Here is a 17409-nt window from a genome sequence, read left to right as displayed (position 1 = left end):
AATCCTCCTTTCATCCCTCGGCTGTCTGCCGGTACGAGCTTGGTGACACACCTGTAACGCGTTTGAAAGCTCTGCGGAATGAATGAGAGCTGTTATAGCCAACACGGGAAGAAATTTCATCAACCGTATACCGATTCTCACGCAGTAAGGTCACGGCATGCTCCATCCGAACCTGCTCCAAATAATCGGATAGATTGGAGCCTGTTACTTCCTTAAACAGCTGCGAAATGTATTTCTCCGGCCGTTCCACTTGCTCCGCTATGCGGTATAATGTCAGCTCGGCATCCGAGAAATGTTCGCCAATGTAAGCTTTAATACTTTCAACCGTTCTTGTATGACTATCATTCTTGCGGCTGACGACTACTGCGCACATCGCATCGGCAATATCCTCGATTTCCGTCTGGAAGGTACGTTTATCGTGTGCTTGAATGGCAATAATCCGATCCTTCAGCTGCTCGAATATGCCGGATTCCATGAATGTCTTCTGATCGAGCAGCTTTAGAAGCGTCCCCTTTACTTCTCCGACCAGCTGCTGCCACATCTCAACCGACAGCTCGCGCTGCTCGGTATTGAGTGAGAGCACGGAGCGGACGATACGCCGTGCTTCTTCGGTTTCCCCTGCCCGGATCGTCCCGATCAAACGAAGCTCGAGTTCAAGCGGATAATAGTAAGTTGCACTCTCCATGCTCGTTTCGTCATACCACACGACACCTTTGCGATCGGCGTGCAGCGCATGCTCCAAGGTCTGTTTAGCCTGTTCATAGGAAACGCTGACTTCCGTTTCCGAGCCGAATTGATCACCGAGTGCAGCTGCAAATGTAATGCGGTATTCAGCAAAGGCCTGCCGAGACAGCTGTTCCAGCAGAGAGGCGATCTCGCTGCGTCCTAATGCATTACCGGTCTCGGCTTCCTTGGAAGCGAACACGATAACGATTCTGTCTGAGCCCCAATCCGTTGTCAGCATAAAGCCGGCAATATCAAGAAGCGCTTGCTTTAAGATGAGTCTCGCAGCATGCAGCTCATTCAGTACCTCAACACTGTCCATCCCGCTGTAGCCTTGTACGTGAAGGATGCACACATATCCGGAATGACCATAAATCCCGGTATTCGCTTGTGAAGCAGCGGCGAAAATCTCCTCCCGCGTCTGCAGCTCCCCGGAAATTAACCGTTTCAAGAAGGCATCTCGAATGAGGGGAAGCTGCCGATGCAGCTCAGACTCCAGCTGATTGCTGCTGCGGATCATTTCTGCGATATTCCCGTGCAGAAAATCGTATTCATTCCGCTCGGCCGTCTCAACCTTCCCGAACTGTTCCTTCACAACCGACACCAGTTTATGAATCGGCACGCTGTTGCGGTAAGCCAGCAATAATCCGACCAGCAATCCTACGGCTAATGCAATGCCGGTAATCGTCCATGTCATGAACTTGATCTGATTCGCGTTCTCTAATAAGACATGTCTCGGGATGCCCGAACGATAAACCCAGCCGTTCGTCTCCGAGTGAATCGTAATGACGAGATCATCCTCATAGAATTGACTCGTTTGATTCGGATCGAATTTAGCGTCCTTGGACAACGCGTTCATGTCTGGCAAACCGGTGCCCGTCGAAGCAATCGTTTGGCCGTTGGCATCGCTGATTTGCGTCCATCCGCCGTATTTGTCTGTAATACCCGTTAATAGATTCGCGATCGTTTTCTCGTCGATAATGACGACGGCAACGGCAGGCGAGGAGCCGCTGAAGCTATCGAGCGGGAAAGACTGCATGTACGTAACAACAGCAGTCGGCGTACCTTTATTATTAAATTTGCGAAGGGGCATGATTTCGCTGCGATGCGTTTTCCCGAGCACAGTTTGCTTCCATTCTGCAAGCGTTTGATCTGTATAACGGAAATTATCATAATAATGCTCCGGACGGAAATAGGCAGAACCCGGCGTCAGGATGACATTGTAGTTGCCCAAGTAGATATAAAACTGCTGGAGAAAATCATTGGTTTGCCCGAACGTCAGCACACTGCGCAGCATTTTCCATATCCCGTATACATTCGTTTGGTCCCCTGCGCTCTTCTCGTTCATCAAGATACTTAAGTCCGGATTGATGGCGAGCTGTCTCGTGAAGCCTTCAACCTCGGCCATCCGCCGCTCCAACAACTCTTTGCTCTTCTGGAGCTGTATCACATTATTCTGGATAGACAGTTTCTCCGTAACTGAGATGGAGGTGCGATAAGAAATGAATCCAGCGATGCTGGGAATAATTAATATGACGATATAAGAAATTAGGAAGCTTCGAAACACGCTTGAAAACTTCTTCATCCAACCTCCCCCTCCCCTTTTTATGTTAGCGCTACCACGCCTTTTCATTCTATTATCGTATAAATTACAGCTCACCGCACGACATTTATATTAAAGTAAAGCAAACAAAAAGATAGTTCCACACTCTCATCTTCCTCGATTTCCCATATATTCTTGTCGCTTCCTAGTAACTTACAATTTGAACCAATACCTTGCTAGAATTTCCTATCAAAAATAACCACTTCCTTCAACGGTTATTTCTACCGGAAGAAAGTGGTCTTACGAAATCAAAAAAGGGTCTGGTCAGCCTAATCATTGCTAGGCATCCCAAACCCTTACGATTTAAATAATTGGTGCGGTCGAGAGGACTCGAACCTCCACGGCTGTTACACCACTAGAACCTGAATCTAGCGCGTCTGCCAATTCCGCCACGACCGCATCTGGCAGATGTTCCTGCGGTACAAACCGCAATCACGTTTGTAATTATGGCATCCGGATCAGCCGAAGTCAAGATGAAGGATTAATGTTGAAAATTTCTAACTATAGTTTATTCGAACAGGTCTCCGAAAACATCAAGCATTGTTTTCTTCTTGCGTGGCTTGCCGTATTTATCATAACCATGTTTATCATACCCATGCGAGTCATAACCGTTCTGACTGTAGCCTTTGCCGGTGTTATAATTGTGATCCTGCCCTTGACTGCGATGCCGATCACGATCTTGATCGTAATGGGACTCATTCGGCGGATAAGCAGGGTTGACTTGAACGTTGCGCTCCAGGCGGTCGTAGTCATCGCGAACTTCTTTGACACCGCGTACAAGCTTGTCCAGCTCCCCGCGATCCAGCCAAACCCCTTTACAGTCCGGGCAAACGTCGATTAGAACGCCGTCCTTCTCTATCTCGCGCATACGAACATCTGAACATACAGGACATTTCATTCGAATAACCTCCAGTAACGTTTGCTACACCAATACGGATGATCCTGCATTTCGTTTCAACTTTTTCTCATTTACAGCTCTGTTCGAGGCGCCGTCACCGGTTCATAGACATAGCTTCTGCTTAGTTTGACCACTCTGCGGCTGCGCTTGCGAATGACGACGGAATCGGCATCCCATGCGACGACAATACCGAGTACATCATTAGCTTCTATCCCATCTCTTACTACGCGCAACGGTGTTCCGTCTACACGAAATTGATCCAGCTGTGCTTCTGTTATCATTCTCATTCTCTCCATTTCTATAAAAAAACCTCAATACGGCAAGGAATGCCAGCATTGAGGTCTCTCCATTCACTTGTTTCGTTTCTACGCTCAGCTAACATGTTCCTTCGAATCATTCGTTTCGTACCATTCATCAAGAACCCGAGACGACATTACGCGGCTAGTGATATACTCCGCTTGTTTCTCTGTGAACTGTTCTTTCCAATCCATCTCAAGCTCGGTAGAGAGCTTCACAATCGTAAGGAGTTCGGACCATGCAACATACCGTTTATACCAGAAAAACTGCGGATGCTCAATCATATAAGGATACAAGTCATCAAAATCCGTATGCTTGCAATCAAGAGCACGTTCGAAATGGTTCTTCGCTTCCGACAACTTGGTTACTAAATAATCAGCAGATAATTGTCCCATATGTTGTGCCTCCAATCCGTCACTTACGATCATTATAAGCCAATTCATTCAACTCGAAAAGATGATGATCATGGAATTTATCTGGAACCTATTCGAAACGAATTTTTCCGCCATCCAGCGAAGCGATACGCACCAGCGATTCAACACGAATGCCTTGTTCACGAATCGTACGTGCTCCCGCTTGGAATGATTTCTCCACTACGATGCCAAGTCCTGCCAAGGTTGCACCGGAACGCTCGATAATTTTGATGAGACCACGGGCTGCATCGCCGTTAGCGATGATATCGTCGATGAATAGTACGGTATCGTCCGGCGTCAGAAATTGACGGGAAACCATAATGTCCGTTACAATGCCTTTCGTGAATGACGGGACACGTTCGCAGTAGGCATCCGGATCAGCGATGAGCGTTTTCTTCCGACGAGCAAATACGAGCGGCACCCCAAGTGCCAGGGCTGTCGTAAAAGCAACCGGTATGCCGGATGATTCCACCGTGATGACTTTCGTAATCGGCGTTTCCGCATATAAGCGCGCAAATTCTTTACCCATCTCTTGGGTAAGGATCGGGTCGACCTGATGATTTAACAGGGCATCCAGCTTGAGTACATCTTGATTTAGAATAGAGGCTTCACGCAGTATGCGTTCTTTTAGCAGTTCCATTCGCTTTCCCTCCACCAGAAAAAATCTTTTCCGTTAAAGGTATCATATGGAACACCAACAGCGCAACTAATCGGCAAAAAATATAACGAAACAGCAGCTTATCATTGCAACTTTTTTCCATTATCGACGTCTAACTGTTTAACAACGATACGGATCGGATACCAGACGTACATCTAGGAGGTGTGACACGCATGACACGAACGATAACGAGTTTAACAACCAAACAAATCGCCTATGCCGCCGCTGCCTGCACGATGCTTCTTCTGCTCTCAAGCTGCTCGCTTGGCGTCGCAGGGCTTGAAACTACAAATACAGGCCGGTTAACGGCTGAACAATCCGGGTCACTCATTGACGACCATTCCGACAGCCCTCAGAAGGCCTATGTTTCAAAAGGCGACGGTCAAGAGACTCTATTCGAAGAGACCCCTTCTCAAGACACAACAATCGCGGATGCGCAGACAGAATCCTCCACAGGTAAAGCCGGAACGAAGCAGGCTGCCGTGAAGGAAGAGCCGAAGTGGGATCCCAAAGCCCCTAAGCTCCACGGCATCTCGATTGGTGATGCAAAGACAGTTCTGGATCTACGACTGGGCAAACAAACGGACAGCTATACGATTAAGGATGAGAAAGAGACGATTACCGTTATTGAATATCCCGGGTTCTCCGTCGGATATGGTTCGGATAAGAAAGTTCGGTTCGTAGAAGTTTTCGAGAAGAATGTCTCGAGCAGCTTGAGCGGTCTTCGTGTAGGTGACAGCGAGAGCGCTGTGACTACAGCTTTAGGAAAACCGACGACGCATACCGCAAGCGTGCTCGCTTATCAGGCTACAGGGGCATTGCTGAAACTGGACCTTGATCCTCAAACGAAAAAGGTACTTTCAATGAAGCTTTTCTTACTACCAGATAAGCCATAAGGTTAGAAGTGCACTCAACAATATCGGTACGGTCAGTAGCAGTCCGTATTTGGCGTATTCCCGCCAAGACATATCGATGCCGCCTTTGCGCAGCAGCTGCAGCCACAGAAGCGTTGCGAGAGAACCAATCGGTGTCAGCTTGGCGCCGACGGAAGTACCGAGTAAGCTGGCGTAGGGCAAATAATGCGGCCCTGCCATCTGTTCGATGGCAAGTGACGATACGAGCACAGCCGGCAAATTATTAACTGCCGCGCTGAGCAAGGAGAACAGCGCACCAGAGCCGAGGATGCCGATCAATGGTCCTTGTTCCGTCAACGATTCGATTGCGTGAGGGAACCAGCTCACTGCACCATGAAGATACATACTGTAGACGATAAGATTCATCGACAAGGCGAATACGACGATTAGCCAGGGCGCTCCGCGGAGCGTCTTTTTCACGTCTCCTTGTCCGACAGCCATACTTGCAAGCCACTGTACTGCAGCTCCCGTCAAGGCAATCGCCGCAACCGGAACTCCGATTTTGTCCGCTACCAGATAGCCGCCCATGATGGCCGCAATGATGACCCAAGATAAGTAGAACAGCCCTTTATGGCCGATCGCTGAAGTTGGATCAGGAAAGGATTCAGGCGCGTGCGGCCTCTCTTCTTCTGCTCGAATGCTGCGTCCGAAGTAGCCTGCCGTAACCGCAATCGTCACCACGATCGCGACGATTCCCGGAAGAATCATCGTTCTGGCATATTCCCCAAAGGACAGATCAAAGAAATCCGCGGTCAGTATATTCGTTAAATTGCTCATCATAAGCGGCGCGCTTGCTGTGTCTGCCATTAAACCTACACCAAGCAGGAAGGCGATACTGCTCCTGCGAGACAGTTGAAGCAATGCCGTTACTTCCAGCACAATCGGAATCATAATCAGGATCGTGCCGTCATTGTTGAAGAACACGGTGATTGCCGCAGCAAGCGCGCATAATCCGATTAACAGGCGCAGCTGCTTATGATGAAAGGTTCGAACGATATGGAGTGCTGCCCAACGAAAAAATCCATTCGCGTCCAGAAGCGCCGTAAACAGCATAATGCCGATTAAGGAGAAGGTCGCATTCCAGACAAAGCCCCATATGTAAGCCGCATCCTCCGGCGTAAGCAGCCTGGCTACGAATAACAATGCGGCGCCGAGAAGGGCGACGATTGCTTCGTGAATTCCTTTTGGCTTCCATACAATCAGTACGAGGGATACAGAGAAAACACTAATGGCAACTACCATAGCCATAACAGTAAATCCACCGCTTTCTCTTATAAGAAGGATAATAGTCATGCCTGTCCCTGATTGGACATACCTTTACTAGTAGGTATTGTATGAAAGGCAGGTTATGTGTACGTATGAAAAGAGCGAGTAAAATCATGCAAATCGCGTTTACGTATATGGGTACGGTAGTCGGCGCAGGTTTTGCAACCGGACAAGAGATTTTGCAATTTTTTACTCGATTTGGTGTTCTGGGTGCCGTTACCATTCTAATGGCCACGATCATGTTTGTGTGGCTCGGTGCCAAAATGATGCTGATTGCAAGCGACGTCAGGGCAAAATCCTATGAGGACGTCAATAAGGTGCTGTTCGGCGATCGTTTCGGCCGCTGGATCAGCCATTTCATGCTCATCGTATTATTCGGCGTTTGTGCCGTTATGCTTGCCGGTGCCGGTGCGATATTCTCGGAAAACTGGAATTTCTCCTATCAAACCGGCCTGCTGATTACGATGGTCGGCTGCTTCTTCCTGCTGCGCAAAGGGATGAATGCGATCTTGACCGTGAACGCGATTGTCGTGCCGGTCATGCTGCTCTTCACGGTGCTCATCATCATCGATACGGTCAAAACGCCGGGCTCGGATCGGTGGCTGCTTCTGACAAGCGATCATTCGCCCATCTCCATCTGGGCCTCTCCATTCCTCTACGCCGCTTTCAATTTATCTATGGCTCAAGCCGTGCTTGTCCCGCTTGGCGCAGAAATGCGAGATCGCAAAACGATCGTTTACGGCTCATGGATCGGCGGCATCGGGATCGGCTTCATGCTGCTTGCCGGCCACATCGCATTATCGGTGTATATGCCTGGTATCCAGCAATTCGCAATTCCGATGGGCGGTATCGCGCGTCAGCTTGGCCATGGCATTCAGTGGATCTATATCTTCTTGATTTTCGCCGAAATCTTCACGACTCTGATAGCCGATGTGTACGGGTTAACGCTGCAAATGCAGGAACGACTCAAACTCTCCCGTACCCTGCTCACGATTCTGACGTTAGCCTCCTGTTATGTAGCGAGCCAAATCGGATTTGGCCCGCTCCTCTCCACGCTCTACCCGCTGTTTGGGTTGATCAGCCTTGGCTGGCTGGTGCTGCTGATTAAGCAGCGGCCTCCTGCTGGGGAGTAGCCGCGTTCAGAGCAAGCGGAGAGCAACGAGCCCTTTCATTGATTAAGATAAGTGAATTAGTTGGGCTTGCGGCGGGAGGGTAACACAATCTATATCTACTAAGATAAATGAATTAGTTCGGCTTGCGGCAGAATGGTACGTACTAAGTCTCTCATGTGATCATGGCAGGTAAACAGCACAATTTGGCGTCGTTCTGCCAGCTCGCCGAGCACTTCGACGGCCGCTGTCTGCCTGATCAGATCAAAATTAACGAGTGGATCGTCAAGCAATAGTGGCAGTTCCATTGAGGCTGCCGCCTCATCGGCGAGCGCTAGTCGCATCGCCAGATATAACTGCTCAGCAGTTCCTCTGCTGAGCAGTTTGCTTTCAACCAGCCTTCCGTCTTTCGTTTCCAGTGAGATCGTTTGCTCTCCTTCCGGAATCGAAATCCGTTTGTAGCTTCCTTGCGATAGCCTTGACATAATCCGCGACGCTTCGCGAAGTACGCCCGGCTGTCGCTGCTCCTCCATGACTCGTTTGGTTCGGCGAATCATCGTCATGCTAATCGCCCCTACCGCATATCGCTCTATCAACTGTTCCAGCGCAGCCGTTGCCTGCTCCCGCTCCATAATCAGCCGCGATCTGCCGCTGCTTTGCAGCAGCTGCTCCAGCTGCTGGCGCTTGCGTCCGCTCTGCTCGAGCAGCTCGCTTCTGCGCCGCTCCAGCTGCTCAAGCTCGCGCTTCGCTTCCTCTTGCATCTGCGCCAGCTGATTGCCATCGCTAGCGGAATACCAAGTCTCCAGCTGTTCGCGCTGTCCACTTGTCAAACCCGCCGTAAGCTCCGCATCGAGCCGATAGCGCTCCGCTTCGATTTCCGCCAGTCGCTCAGAACGCTGCAACGCTTCCAGCCATTCCAGTTCATTGCTCACGCGCGCGGCAGCGAACCACTGCCGCTGCTTCGCTTCCAAGTCGAGCGTGAGCTTGGCCAGCTGCGCAGCCTGCTGCTCCAGCTCCGCGAGCCGCGCTTGCAGCTCCTCGGCGCGGCTGCTTGCCGCCGCATGCCGGCTCGCTTCCGCGTGCAGCATCCGGACGGCCGCGGCCGCGTCGCCATGCGCGCGATTGACCGCCGCGGGGAATGCCGCGCTAAGCTGCAAGACCGCGTCTTCGAAGGCGGCCACCTCCGCCTGCAGCCGCGCAGCCTTGCCTGCTGCGCGGTCATACGATTGCAGCCGCAGCAGCGCCTGCTCGGCAAGATCGAAGGTTTCCGCGGCCGCTTCCGGCGTGAGCGAAGCCGGCAGGTCGCACGCGGTCAGCCATTCGCGCCATCTGGCCGCGATGGCTGCTGCCGCTTCGGCCGCGTGGTCCACCGCGGCGAGGGCGGCGTCCTCTTGCGCGCGCAGACGCGCATGGCGGCGCGCAAGTTCTCCGCGGCGCTCAGCGGTGCCGGCGCGCAGGCGGAGCTCGTCCTGCCGCGCGTCGATCGCAGCGCGCAGCCGCGCGAGCACTGGCGCAGCCGCGCCTGCTGCGCCACCGGCAGCGTCCAAGACGCGGCCGTCTCTTGCAGCGGCGGTCTGCCGCCATGCCGCGGACAGCTCTGCCTGCTGCATCGCAGGAGCTTCGTGCTGCTCCCGTGCCAGCAGCGCTGCCAGAATACCCGCAGGCTCGCGGACAAGCTGCTGCACCGCAGCAACAACGCGCTTCTCCGCTTCGGCACGCAGCGCGTCAGAAGCATCCCTCCTCCCGAAGGAGGACTCCTCCTGCACGCGCCTGCGTCCTGCTCGGCTGCGTCCGCCGTCTCTACCTTGCGATACGCTGCCTGACGGCCTACCAAACCTCATCAATCCCGGCGCCGCGAGCGCCACTGCGGCAACACCAGCGACAGCTGCCGCTACCGGCTCGCCGACAACGACAAGCACGGCTGCGCCGGCCGCCGTAACCGCTACGGCTGCCCAATAAGCGCCGCTTCCAACCCGCAGCTGCGAGGAGTGCCCCTCTCTCGACCGCTGCTGCAGCTCATCTTCGGAACGCTGCAACGTCGTTGCAGCGTCATGCGCAGCGCGAAGCTTCGCCAATTCCAGTTCATGCCACGCTTCCTCAAACTGTCGTGCAGCAAGCCGAAGAGTCTCCGGAGAATCCGGCAGCAGCTCGATTGCTGCCGAATTCCCACGAGCCCGCACGCCAATATCCCCATCCACCTCAGAAAGCTGCGCGGCCGCTTCCTTAGCCAGCTGCGAGGCTGCGCGCAGCTCCGCTTCCGCATGCCCGTGAACTTTCGAGCTGTCCTGAAGCGCAGCTCGGAACACCCTCGCCTGTTCCCGATCTGCGACTCCATTTGGGAAGGAGCGCAGCTCCGTTTCGGTCCAGTTCGGAGAGATACGATGAATCAGTCGGCTAGCCGTCTCCTCGTGTTCGCGCATTTCTGCGGAAAGCTCAGCAGCACTCTGCCTGGAAGCCGCAATATGCTCTGCTGACAGCAGCAAGGCTTCAATCTCATGTTCACTTGCGATCAACTGATCGTCGTAAGACAATAACGCCAATTGCTGCGATTGCCTCTGCGCTAGTTCCTTATTGTGCTGTCTTTCCCCATGCAAACGAATAAGCTCTGCCGCTATTGCCTCTGTCTTCGCGCGCGCATCTGCTACAAGCCTTGGCGCATCGCCATAAGCCTCTTGCTCTTTCAGCAGCGCAAGCCGATCGATCCACCTCTGACGCAAGTGAACCGCTCTTGTCAACAACGCTTCCTTCTCCCTCACAGAAGGGAGCAGCTCTTCCACATAAGACTGATCACCTTCAATCTCGGCAAGCGATGAACTCAGCTCATTAAATACGGCAATACTATCCTCCGATTGACGGAGCTGCGCATCGAGTTCGTCGAGCGTCTTCATCAGCTTATTCATTTGCTGCGTGCTTCCACGCGGACGATACAATTGATCCAGCTGTGTATTTAACAGCTTCTCCGTCTTCGCGATCGCACTGCCGCCATTCCAGCCTGCATGATACAGCTGCTTACCCAGTTCATCGCCTTCCAGCATTCCGATCGCCTGCAGCTCTGATAATGAGATCGCAAACAGCTCTCGGAACAATCGCTCGTTGACGCCGCCCAGAAACAAACGCTCCCACATCGACTGCGTGAGTGTCTCAATTCCACCATTCCCGCTGCTTCCCACCGGGTCAAGCCGGCGAAGGTTCACTTTCCCCGCAGCACTGCTGTAACGCTCCAGCACAAAAGGTTGTCCTGCATGATTGTCGAAGAACAATCGGCCGCCATGTCTGCCGCCATTAACCGGCTCCTGTCGTTCAGCCGGATTGCCTTTATTCGCAAAACCGAACAGCATCGCGCGAACGAATCCGAGCATCGTGCTTTTGCCTGCCTCGTTATGTCCGTAAACTATGGTTACGGGTGCATCAAATTTGCAGTGAAGGTCGCTCAGCTTCCCGAAGCCTTCTACATGAAGTCCTTGAAGCTTCAATTACGCCCGCCTCCTTGTCCTGCTTCTTGCTCGGGTAACGACTCTATCTGTCCATCTGTTTCCTCAGTCAACATCCCGGCCGCAAGCTCCCTAGCTTGCTCGAACCATCCTGCAGCTCGTTCTGTTTGCATGGCTCGTACCATCTTACGAATTCTGGCATTGCTCGATAAAGATTGAAGCGCTTCTTCGAGCAGCTGCCGCATCGCTTGCTCGTCCACTTGCGCGGCGTTGCTGCTTCGAATCAGTTCACCTGTAAAACTATCTTCTACGGACAGAGCATCCAGATCCAATTCTGCTCCTGTTGCAGCTTCTAGACTATGGAGCCAGCTCCACTGCATGCCGGCCACGGCGTTCAAACTCTCATCAAACTCTCCGATTCGTTCTCTTAGTGCGCCCAGCAGTTCCGTGATTACGACTGCATCCGTTAATAAGCGATGCATTGGGCCTCGGCCCTCAAGGTGCAGCTTGATCATAAGCGACCTGCCTTCACCATTCGCCACTGCCGAAGCGACAGCTTGTTCCAATGCATGAAGCAATGCCTGCTCGGACTGAATACCTGCGATGGATACACGCAAAGTCTCCCACCTTATCGTGTCTAAGGGAAGAAATCGCAGCTTCGTCTCCAAGGTATCGCTGACGTCTACGAGATAACAGCCCTTCGCACCAGTCTCGTTGGCATGTCTGCCCTGCGTATTGCCGGCATATACGACATGCGGATAACTATGTAGCACAGCACGCTGATGAATATGTCCGAGCGCCCAATAGTGGAAGCCCGCACCAATCAGCTCCGCCAAGCTGCAAGGCGCATAGGGATCATGCCCGGCATGTCCGTCCACCGTGCCATGCAGCAGCGCGATTTGATACGAACCATCGGCTATAGGCTTGTAACGTGATGCCAAATTCGCAGTTACAACCCGTGTCCCATAGGAGATCCCATGCACATGAGCAGCCAATTCGCCTTCCTTGGTATATACGGGTACAGCTTCCACCGTATCCGATCCGAAGAAATGAACCGAAGATGGCCATTCCAAATTAGCCTGCGTGCCTGATAACGAATCATGATTGCCATGAATAACAAATAGCCGCACGCCTTGGGCATGCAGCTTCTGCCACTCCCGCTGCAACGATAGTTGCGCTCGGAGCGATCTGTCGGCCATATCATAGAGATCGCCGGAAATGACTACAAAATCAACTGCTTCGCGCAGTGCCGCCTCGACCAAATGGCGAACAGCCTGAAAGGTCGAGGATCCAAGTCCTTCCCTTACATGGGAAGGTACCTCCGTCAATCCGCGAAAAGGACTATCGACATGCAAATCCGCAGCATGAATAAATCGAAATGAGACTCCCATGTCCTAACTCCCTATTCTGCCCTGTCCGCTTCCGGATTTATTTCCGTATACACTTGCTTCAATTGAGCGATTACCCGCTGTAAGGAGTACACGCGTTTCGCTTTATTCCACGCCGCCCGGGCCATATTGTAGCGGAAATCCTGATCGGATACGACCTTCTCAAGCGCGTTCGCGAGCGCTGTCGGATTCTCCGGCTCCACCAAGAGACCGTTGATTCCATCGTCGATCTGCTCGGCAATACCGCCTACATTCGTACCGACCAAAGCCAACCAGCATAACGCTGCCTCAGCGAATACGGAGCCGAATGCTTCCGCTCGTGATGGCAGTACGAAGACATCGAAGAAAGGCATAAACTCTTCCGGGTGCAGCATGTAGCCATAGAAGATAATATCATCATACAAGTTTAACTTCTGTGCAAGCTGCTCCAGCTCAAGTCTGCTTGGTCCATCGCCGATAATATGAAGGACGAAGTTCTGTCCGCGCGCTTTCAGCTGGGCACAGGCATGAAGCAGAATATCCAGCCCTTTTGCAGGAACAAGGCGACATACCGTAATCAGTTGTACGACCTCGTTCTCATGGGAAATCGGTTTAAACCGTTTCTCATCAAACCCGTTCGGAATGACCTGAATGCGATCGGCATCGTTCACATAAGGCCGCATATAGCTGCGGAATGCTTCGGAAGGCGTCAGAATCCGATCCGCTTTCAGCTCAAGCTCCCTGTAGATCGAGGTTAAGAAACGATGCTCCATGCCGCCTTCAATGATTTTGCCATTCAGAATCAGCTCACGTTCGTAACTGGAATGAATCGTCATGACTAGCGGCGTATCCGGGTAAAGCTGTTTCATCACCAGCGCCGGAATAGGATGATGAGCATGAATGAGATCATACGATTTCTGAATGCGCAGCTTCGTCCACCAAACGTAATCGCGGTAGGTTTGCAAATATTTATCGATAATGGGATTACCCTCGTAGTTGCTAATATCGAATGTTTCGAACGTAACTGGCTCTTGGCCTTTGCCCCTAACCCGTTTCGGAAGGGAGAATAACTCCATCGGCCAGCCGATTTTATTAAATCGTTCTTGAATGTAAGGAACCATTGAGGACACGCCGCCCGGTTGCTCCGGAGGGAAAAACAATGCCTGCAAAATGTTCATGTGCAAAGCCTCCTCAATCAAAACTTGCATGATTACGACCTATCGTAAAAGGCCAATTATCCACGTTCATTGGGCCTCTCTACTTTACCATATTTCATTGTATGCTTCCATGTACGACAACGTTGCATGAGCACAAATGTCAGCATACCCTCTCGGAGGCAATATGTAAATCTATTCATACAAAGATGCCAAATAACCCACTTCTTAGTTGGGAAGTAGGATCCGAGTTGAGGCGGTTATAATAAAAAGCCTTGAATTGCATGGCTCTTTTACTTAGAATATAGAGTATAACAGAACATACGTTTCTGTAGTGCAGTGTTAGGTTCCCTTCACGCCGTACATACTTCCTGCGTTTACACTCTTCTTAGGTGGTCTTAACATGACGATTCTTCAGTGGCTTGCCGGTACGACCGGACAAATTTTTGCATCTGCTTGTGTAATGACCATACTCGTTCTCATGCTGTTTATGGCAGTCAAGCTTTATAAGAGTTACAGACGCAACCGTACCTACTTCATTCTAATAATCGTGCTTCCGATTGTGATTATCCAGAACGGCGCACTCATTGGCCTGTCTTTCCCTGGTCAAATGAGCTCCTATTACTCAGACTTAGCGCAATCATTTGTCAGCCTGCTCTCCTTTATTATTATTAACTTTGTTTTCATGAAATTGTATACCGGACCTAGCACAAGATTGAAAGGCATGCCTTTCCTGCTCATGTTTATCGGGCTGATCCTTGTAACCGGTGCCCAGATTTCGCTCTCACCTGAAACCAGTACCGCGCAAGCACAGCTGCTGGCGGTTGACTTTTATGGACTCATTCTTAACTTCATCATTTTGCTAAATTTAAGAGGCATCGATCAACGCTTCAACTATTCAGCCAGCCTGATCGTTTACTTCATCTATCAGCTGTCTGATTTGGCAGACGGCTATGTATTTCACGGGAAAGTCCCGATGCTTGTCATTCTGAGCCACTTGCTCCCTGTCATCTATTATTCGCTTCTTTTCCTGCTCTTGTTCGAATGGGTGCTGGAACGGTTGTTGATGACCTTCCAATCTTCGATTACGGACGGCTTAACGAGCTTGTACAATCGTCGCCATTTCACTAAGAAAGCCGAGCAGCTGCTTCGGGATACGAAACGGATCGCGATTATTTTCTGTGATATCGACAACTTCAAGAAACTTAATGATACCCAAGGACATCATAAAGCCGACGGCGTCCTTAAACAGGTCGCAGAAATAGTAAGGGACGAAACAGCAAGCATCGGTACGGCCGGCCGCTATGGCGGTGAAGAACTGCTCGGTCTGGTCGCTGCGCCTAACGTGAAGCCGGAGGTCGTGGCCGAAACCATTCGCAGCCGGGTAGAGAAAGAGACGATGGTCACAATCAGCATCGGCGTAAGCGCAAGTCGAGAAGGCGCATCCATTGCAGAGATTGTAAGTCAAGCCGATGAAGCGATGTACCAATCGAAGACGACCGGTAAGAACAAAGTGACCCTCCACTCCTCCATGCGTCAACGGACACGGAGTTCGGATGATACCGCCAAACGAAGCTCACAGCAGGCTTAACCTTGTTCAGCTCGGAATATTCGCATAATAAAAGAAGACAGTTCACGCGGTAGGATTCTCCCTGCTCGCATGAACTGTCTTTTTATTAGGATTTATAAGGAATTGGATCTGTTGTTCCGGCTTCAGCAAAACCCTTCAAACGCAGTCGGCAGCTGTCGCACTCGCCACATGCCTCTGGTTCTCCGTTATAGCATGACGTTGTCAGGTTATAAGGAACGCCCATACGCATACCTTCTGCTACGATGCCGGCTTTCGTTAGATGTATAAGAGGCGTCTCGATTGAGATCGGCTTGCCTTCCACACCTACTTTAGTTGCGATTGCAATAACCTCTTCCACCTTCGCGATGAATTCTGGCCGGCAATCCGGGTATCCGCTGTAATCCAGCGCATTTACGCCAATATAGATCGCCTCAGCTCCAACGCTCTCTGCGAACGACGTAGCAATCGACAAGAACAACAAGTTACGTCCCGGTACATATGTAACCGGAATTTCGCCGACTTCATCGGGTACCGGATCTGCTCCCATCTTCGGCACTTCGATCGAATCATCCGTCAGTGCGCTTCCGCCAAAATCACGCAAGAAGCCTAACTCAATGATTTTGAAGCGTTCGCTTACATCGTAAAACTCAGCAACCGCGCGCGCATTGTTCAGCTCCATAATATGGCGCTGTCCGTAGTTAAACGTGATCGGGTATAGTTCGTAACCTGCTTCTTTGGCATAACCCATGCAAGTCGTACTATCCAGACCGCCGCTCAAAATAATAACCGCTTTCTTCATAACCCTTACACACCTCTCTTAGCCGGATCCCAAATGATCTTGTGCAGCTGTAAGTTCAGCTTCACCCCTGTTAGTCCGCTAGCGAGCAGCTTCTCCACCAGCTTAGCCGGAGGCATGCTCTCCCACACGGGACTAAAGAGCGCAAGCGCAGCTGTCGGATATTCCTTCAGCGTTTGCACAGCAGCATCAAAGTCACGATCCGTTGCAATGACAAATTTCACTTCATCCTGCTCCCGCAGCAATGCGAAGTTATCATGCAGCATCGCCGCATTCTCCCCCGAATCCGGAAGCTTATAATCCATAATGTATCTAGCCTTCGAAGAATGGATATCCCGGAGGAACGGTGCAAGATCAATTGCCCCGTTTGTTTCCACATGTACGTCTTTAATCCGCTCGATATCACATAACGCCTGCAGCAGCGCTGCTGAACGACTGCCGTACAGAAGCGGCTCGCCCCCGGTCATGCAAATATATTCGGCTTTATATTGCTGCTCCACTTGGGACACAATATCTTCAATCGTCATTGTAAATTCTGCCTCTGCCGGTGGATAGCTGTACTTCGTATCGCACCAAACACAGCGCAAATTACAGCCAAACAGACGTACAAAAACGGTCGGAAACCCGGCACGTGTGCCTTCGCCTTCGACCGTTTCGAAAATTTCCACCATCGGAAGCCGAATGGAGCGCCCCTCAGTCGGCGCTGTATCCTTATCCGGCATTCTCGTCCGCCTCCATCATGTCGCGTGTTACAGCCGCATAGCTCGTCGGTGTTTCCCATAAGCGAATCTCTTCGATGCGGATATTCGGGTAATGCCCTTCCTCCAGAAGCGCATCGTGGATTTGCTCATAAATCCAAACGACCATATTCTCTGCCGTCGTATTCATCGGAGGCAGCACTTCGTTCAAATAGCGATGATCGAGCTTATCGATTACCCGCTCTTTGGCAATCCGTTTCATATCGGCAAAATCGATGGTCAGTCCGCGATGATCGGTCTTCCCGGACATAATCGTTTGAAGCTTATAAGTATGGCCGTGCAGGCTTTTGCACTTGCCTTCATATAAATGCAAATGATGCGCACTATCAAATGTAAATTCCTTGGAAACGATCACCCGTCGGTTATGATATCGGAGCTGATTCTCCTGAATATCTTCGCCGAACTGCTCGATATGTTTCGGAATCTCGTAAGTCACGTTCCACACCTTCCCC

At 51.4% G+C, this 17409-nt stretch carries 15 protein-coding genes and 1 tRNA gene; 3 read left to right on the top strand and 13 right to left on the bottom strand.

Going from position 1 to position 17409, the window contains the following annotated elements; all coding sequences use genetic code 11:
- Positions 1-10 precede the first annotated feature (10 nt).
- The 6 genes from AC0YN4_RS14315 to AC0YN4_RS14290 form a co-directional block, all read right to left on the bottom strand.
- On the bottom strand, positions 11-2308 hold the full coding sequence (locus AC0YN4_RS14315; RefSeq protein WP_475780361.1) for a helix-turn-helix domain-containing protein: 2298 nt from the start codon (positions 2306-2308) through the stop codon (positions 11-13).
- A gap of 330 nt (positions 2309-2638) precedes the next feature.
- Positions 2639-2725, bottom strand: a tRNA-Leu gene (locus AC0YN4_RS14310).
- A 109-nt stretch (positions 2726-2834) separates the two neighbouring features.
- A complete protein-coding gene (locus AC0YN4_RS14305) occupies positions 2835-3224 on the bottom strand; it encodes a TFIIB-type zinc ribbon-containing protein (RefSeq protein ID WP_475780360.1) in 390 nt (129 codons plus the stop codon).
- Between the two features lie 71 nt (positions 3225-3295).
- Positions 3296-3505 carry a hypothetical protein gene (locus AC0YN4_RS14300; RefSeq protein ID WP_475780359.1) on the bottom strand — a complete coding sequence of 70 codons (210 nt, stop codon included), beginning with the start codon at positions 3503-3505 and terminating at the stop codon, positions 3296-3298.
- Between the two features lie 90 nt (positions 3506-3595).
- A complete protein-coding gene (locus AC0YN4_RS14295) occupies positions 3596-3916 on the bottom strand; it encodes a hypothetical protein (RefSeq protein ID WP_090978009.1) in 321 nt (106 codons plus the stop codon).
- 88 nt (positions 3917-4004) lie between these two features.
- On the bottom strand, positions 4005-4574 hold the full coding sequence (locus AC0YN4_RS14290; RefSeq protein ID WP_090978007.1) for a xanthine phosphoribosyltransferase: 570 nt from the start codon (positions 4572-4574) through the stop codon (positions 4005-4007).
- Positions 4575-4765: 191 nt separating this feature from the next.
- Between AC0YN4_RS14290 and AC0YN4_RS14285 the strand changes: the two genes are divergently transcribed.
- A complete protein-coding gene (locus tag AC0YN4_RS14285; RefSeq protein ID WP_475836053.1) occupies positions 4766-5488 on the top strand; it encodes a hypothetical protein in 723 nt (240 codons plus the stop codon).
- On the opposite strand, the gene AC0YN4_RS14280 is transcribed toward AC0YN4_RS14285, so the two are convergent.
- On the bottom strand, positions 5471-6754 hold the full coding sequence (locus AC0YN4_RS14280) for an ArsB/NhaD family transporter (RefSeq protein WP_475836052.1): 1284 nt from the start codon (positions 6752-6754) through the stop codon (positions 5471-5473). The genes AC0YN4_RS14285 and AC0YN4_RS14280 overlap by 18 nt on opposite strands.
- Before the next feature lie 110 nt (positions 6755-6864).
- On the opposite strand from AC0YN4_RS14280, the gene AC0YN4_RS14275 reads away from it, so the two are divergent.
- Complete coding sequence (locus AC0YN4_RS14275) at positions 6865-7905, top strand: YkvI family membrane protein (protein WP_475836051.1); 1041 nt, start codon at positions 6865-6867, stop codon at positions 7903-7905.
- A 98-nt stretch (positions 7906-8003) separates the two neighbouring features.
- Here the strand turns inward: AC0YN4_RS14275 and AC0YN4_RS14270 are convergent, their stop codons facing one another.
- Genes AC0YN4_RS14270 through AC0YN4_RS14260 form a run of 3 tightly spaced genes read right to left on the bottom strand, consistent with a single transcriptional unit; the run spans position 8004 to position 13857 of the window.
- Positions 8004-11354, bottom strand: coding sequence for an AAA family ATPase (locus AC0YN4_RS14270; protein ID WP_475836050.1), 3351 nt, complete (start codon positions 11352-11354; stop codon positions 8004-8006).
- Positions 11351-12703, bottom strand: coding sequence for a metallophosphoesterase family protein (locus AC0YN4_RS14265; protein ID WP_475836049.1), 1353 nt, complete (start codon positions 12701-12703; stop codon positions 11351-11353). Before AC0YN4_RS14265 ends, AC0YN4_RS14270 begins: the two co-directional genes overlap by 4 nt.
- A gap of 11 nt (positions 12704-12714) precedes the next feature.
- Positions 12715-13857, bottom strand: coding sequence for a glycosyltransferase family 4 protein (locus AC0YN4_RS14260; RefSeq protein ID WP_475780353.1), 1143 nt, complete (start codon positions 13855-13857; stop codon positions 12715-12717).
- A gap of 379 nt (positions 13858-14236) precedes the next feature.
- On the opposite strand from AC0YN4_RS14260, the gene AC0YN4_RS14255 reads away from it, so the two are divergent.
- Complete coding sequence (locus AC0YN4_RS14255; RefSeq protein ID WP_475836048.1) at positions 14237-15424, top strand: GGDEF domain-containing protein; 1188 nt, start codon at positions 14237-14239, stop codon at positions 15422-15424.
- An 85-nt stretch (positions 15425-15509) separates the two neighbouring features.
- Here the strand turns inward: AC0YN4_RS14255 and queC are convergent, their stop codons facing one another.
- From queC to queD, 3 genes are read right to left on the bottom strand one after another with little or no spacing between them, the layout of a single operon-like run.
- Complete coding sequence (gene queC, locus AC0YN4_RS14250) at positions 15510-16202, bottom strand: 7-cyano-7-deazaguanine synthase QueC (protein ID WP_475780351.1); 693 nt, start codon at positions 16200-16202, stop codon at positions 15510-15512.
- Positions 16203-16207: 5 nt separating this feature from the next.
- On the bottom strand, positions 16208-16921 hold the full coding sequence (locus AC0YN4_RS14245) for a 7-carboxy-7-deazaguanine synthase QueE (RefSeq protein WP_475780350.1): 714 nt from the start codon (positions 16919-16921) through the stop codon (positions 16208-16210).
- Positions 16911-17393 (bottom strand): 6-carboxytetrahydropterin synthase QueD, encoded by a 483-nt coding sequence (queD, locus tag AC0YN4_RS14240; protein ID WP_475780349.1) that lies wholly within the window; start codon positions 17391-17393, stop codon positions 16911-16913. Before queD ends, AC0YN4_RS14245 begins: the two co-directional genes overlap by 11 nt.
- Positions 17394-17409 lie beyond the last annotated feature (16 nt).

Source organism: Paenibacillus sp. J22R3, from assembly GCF_056269305.1.
Note: the sequence above shows the minus strand (reverse complement) of the source record. Positions and strands in the feature narration are given on the sequence as shown.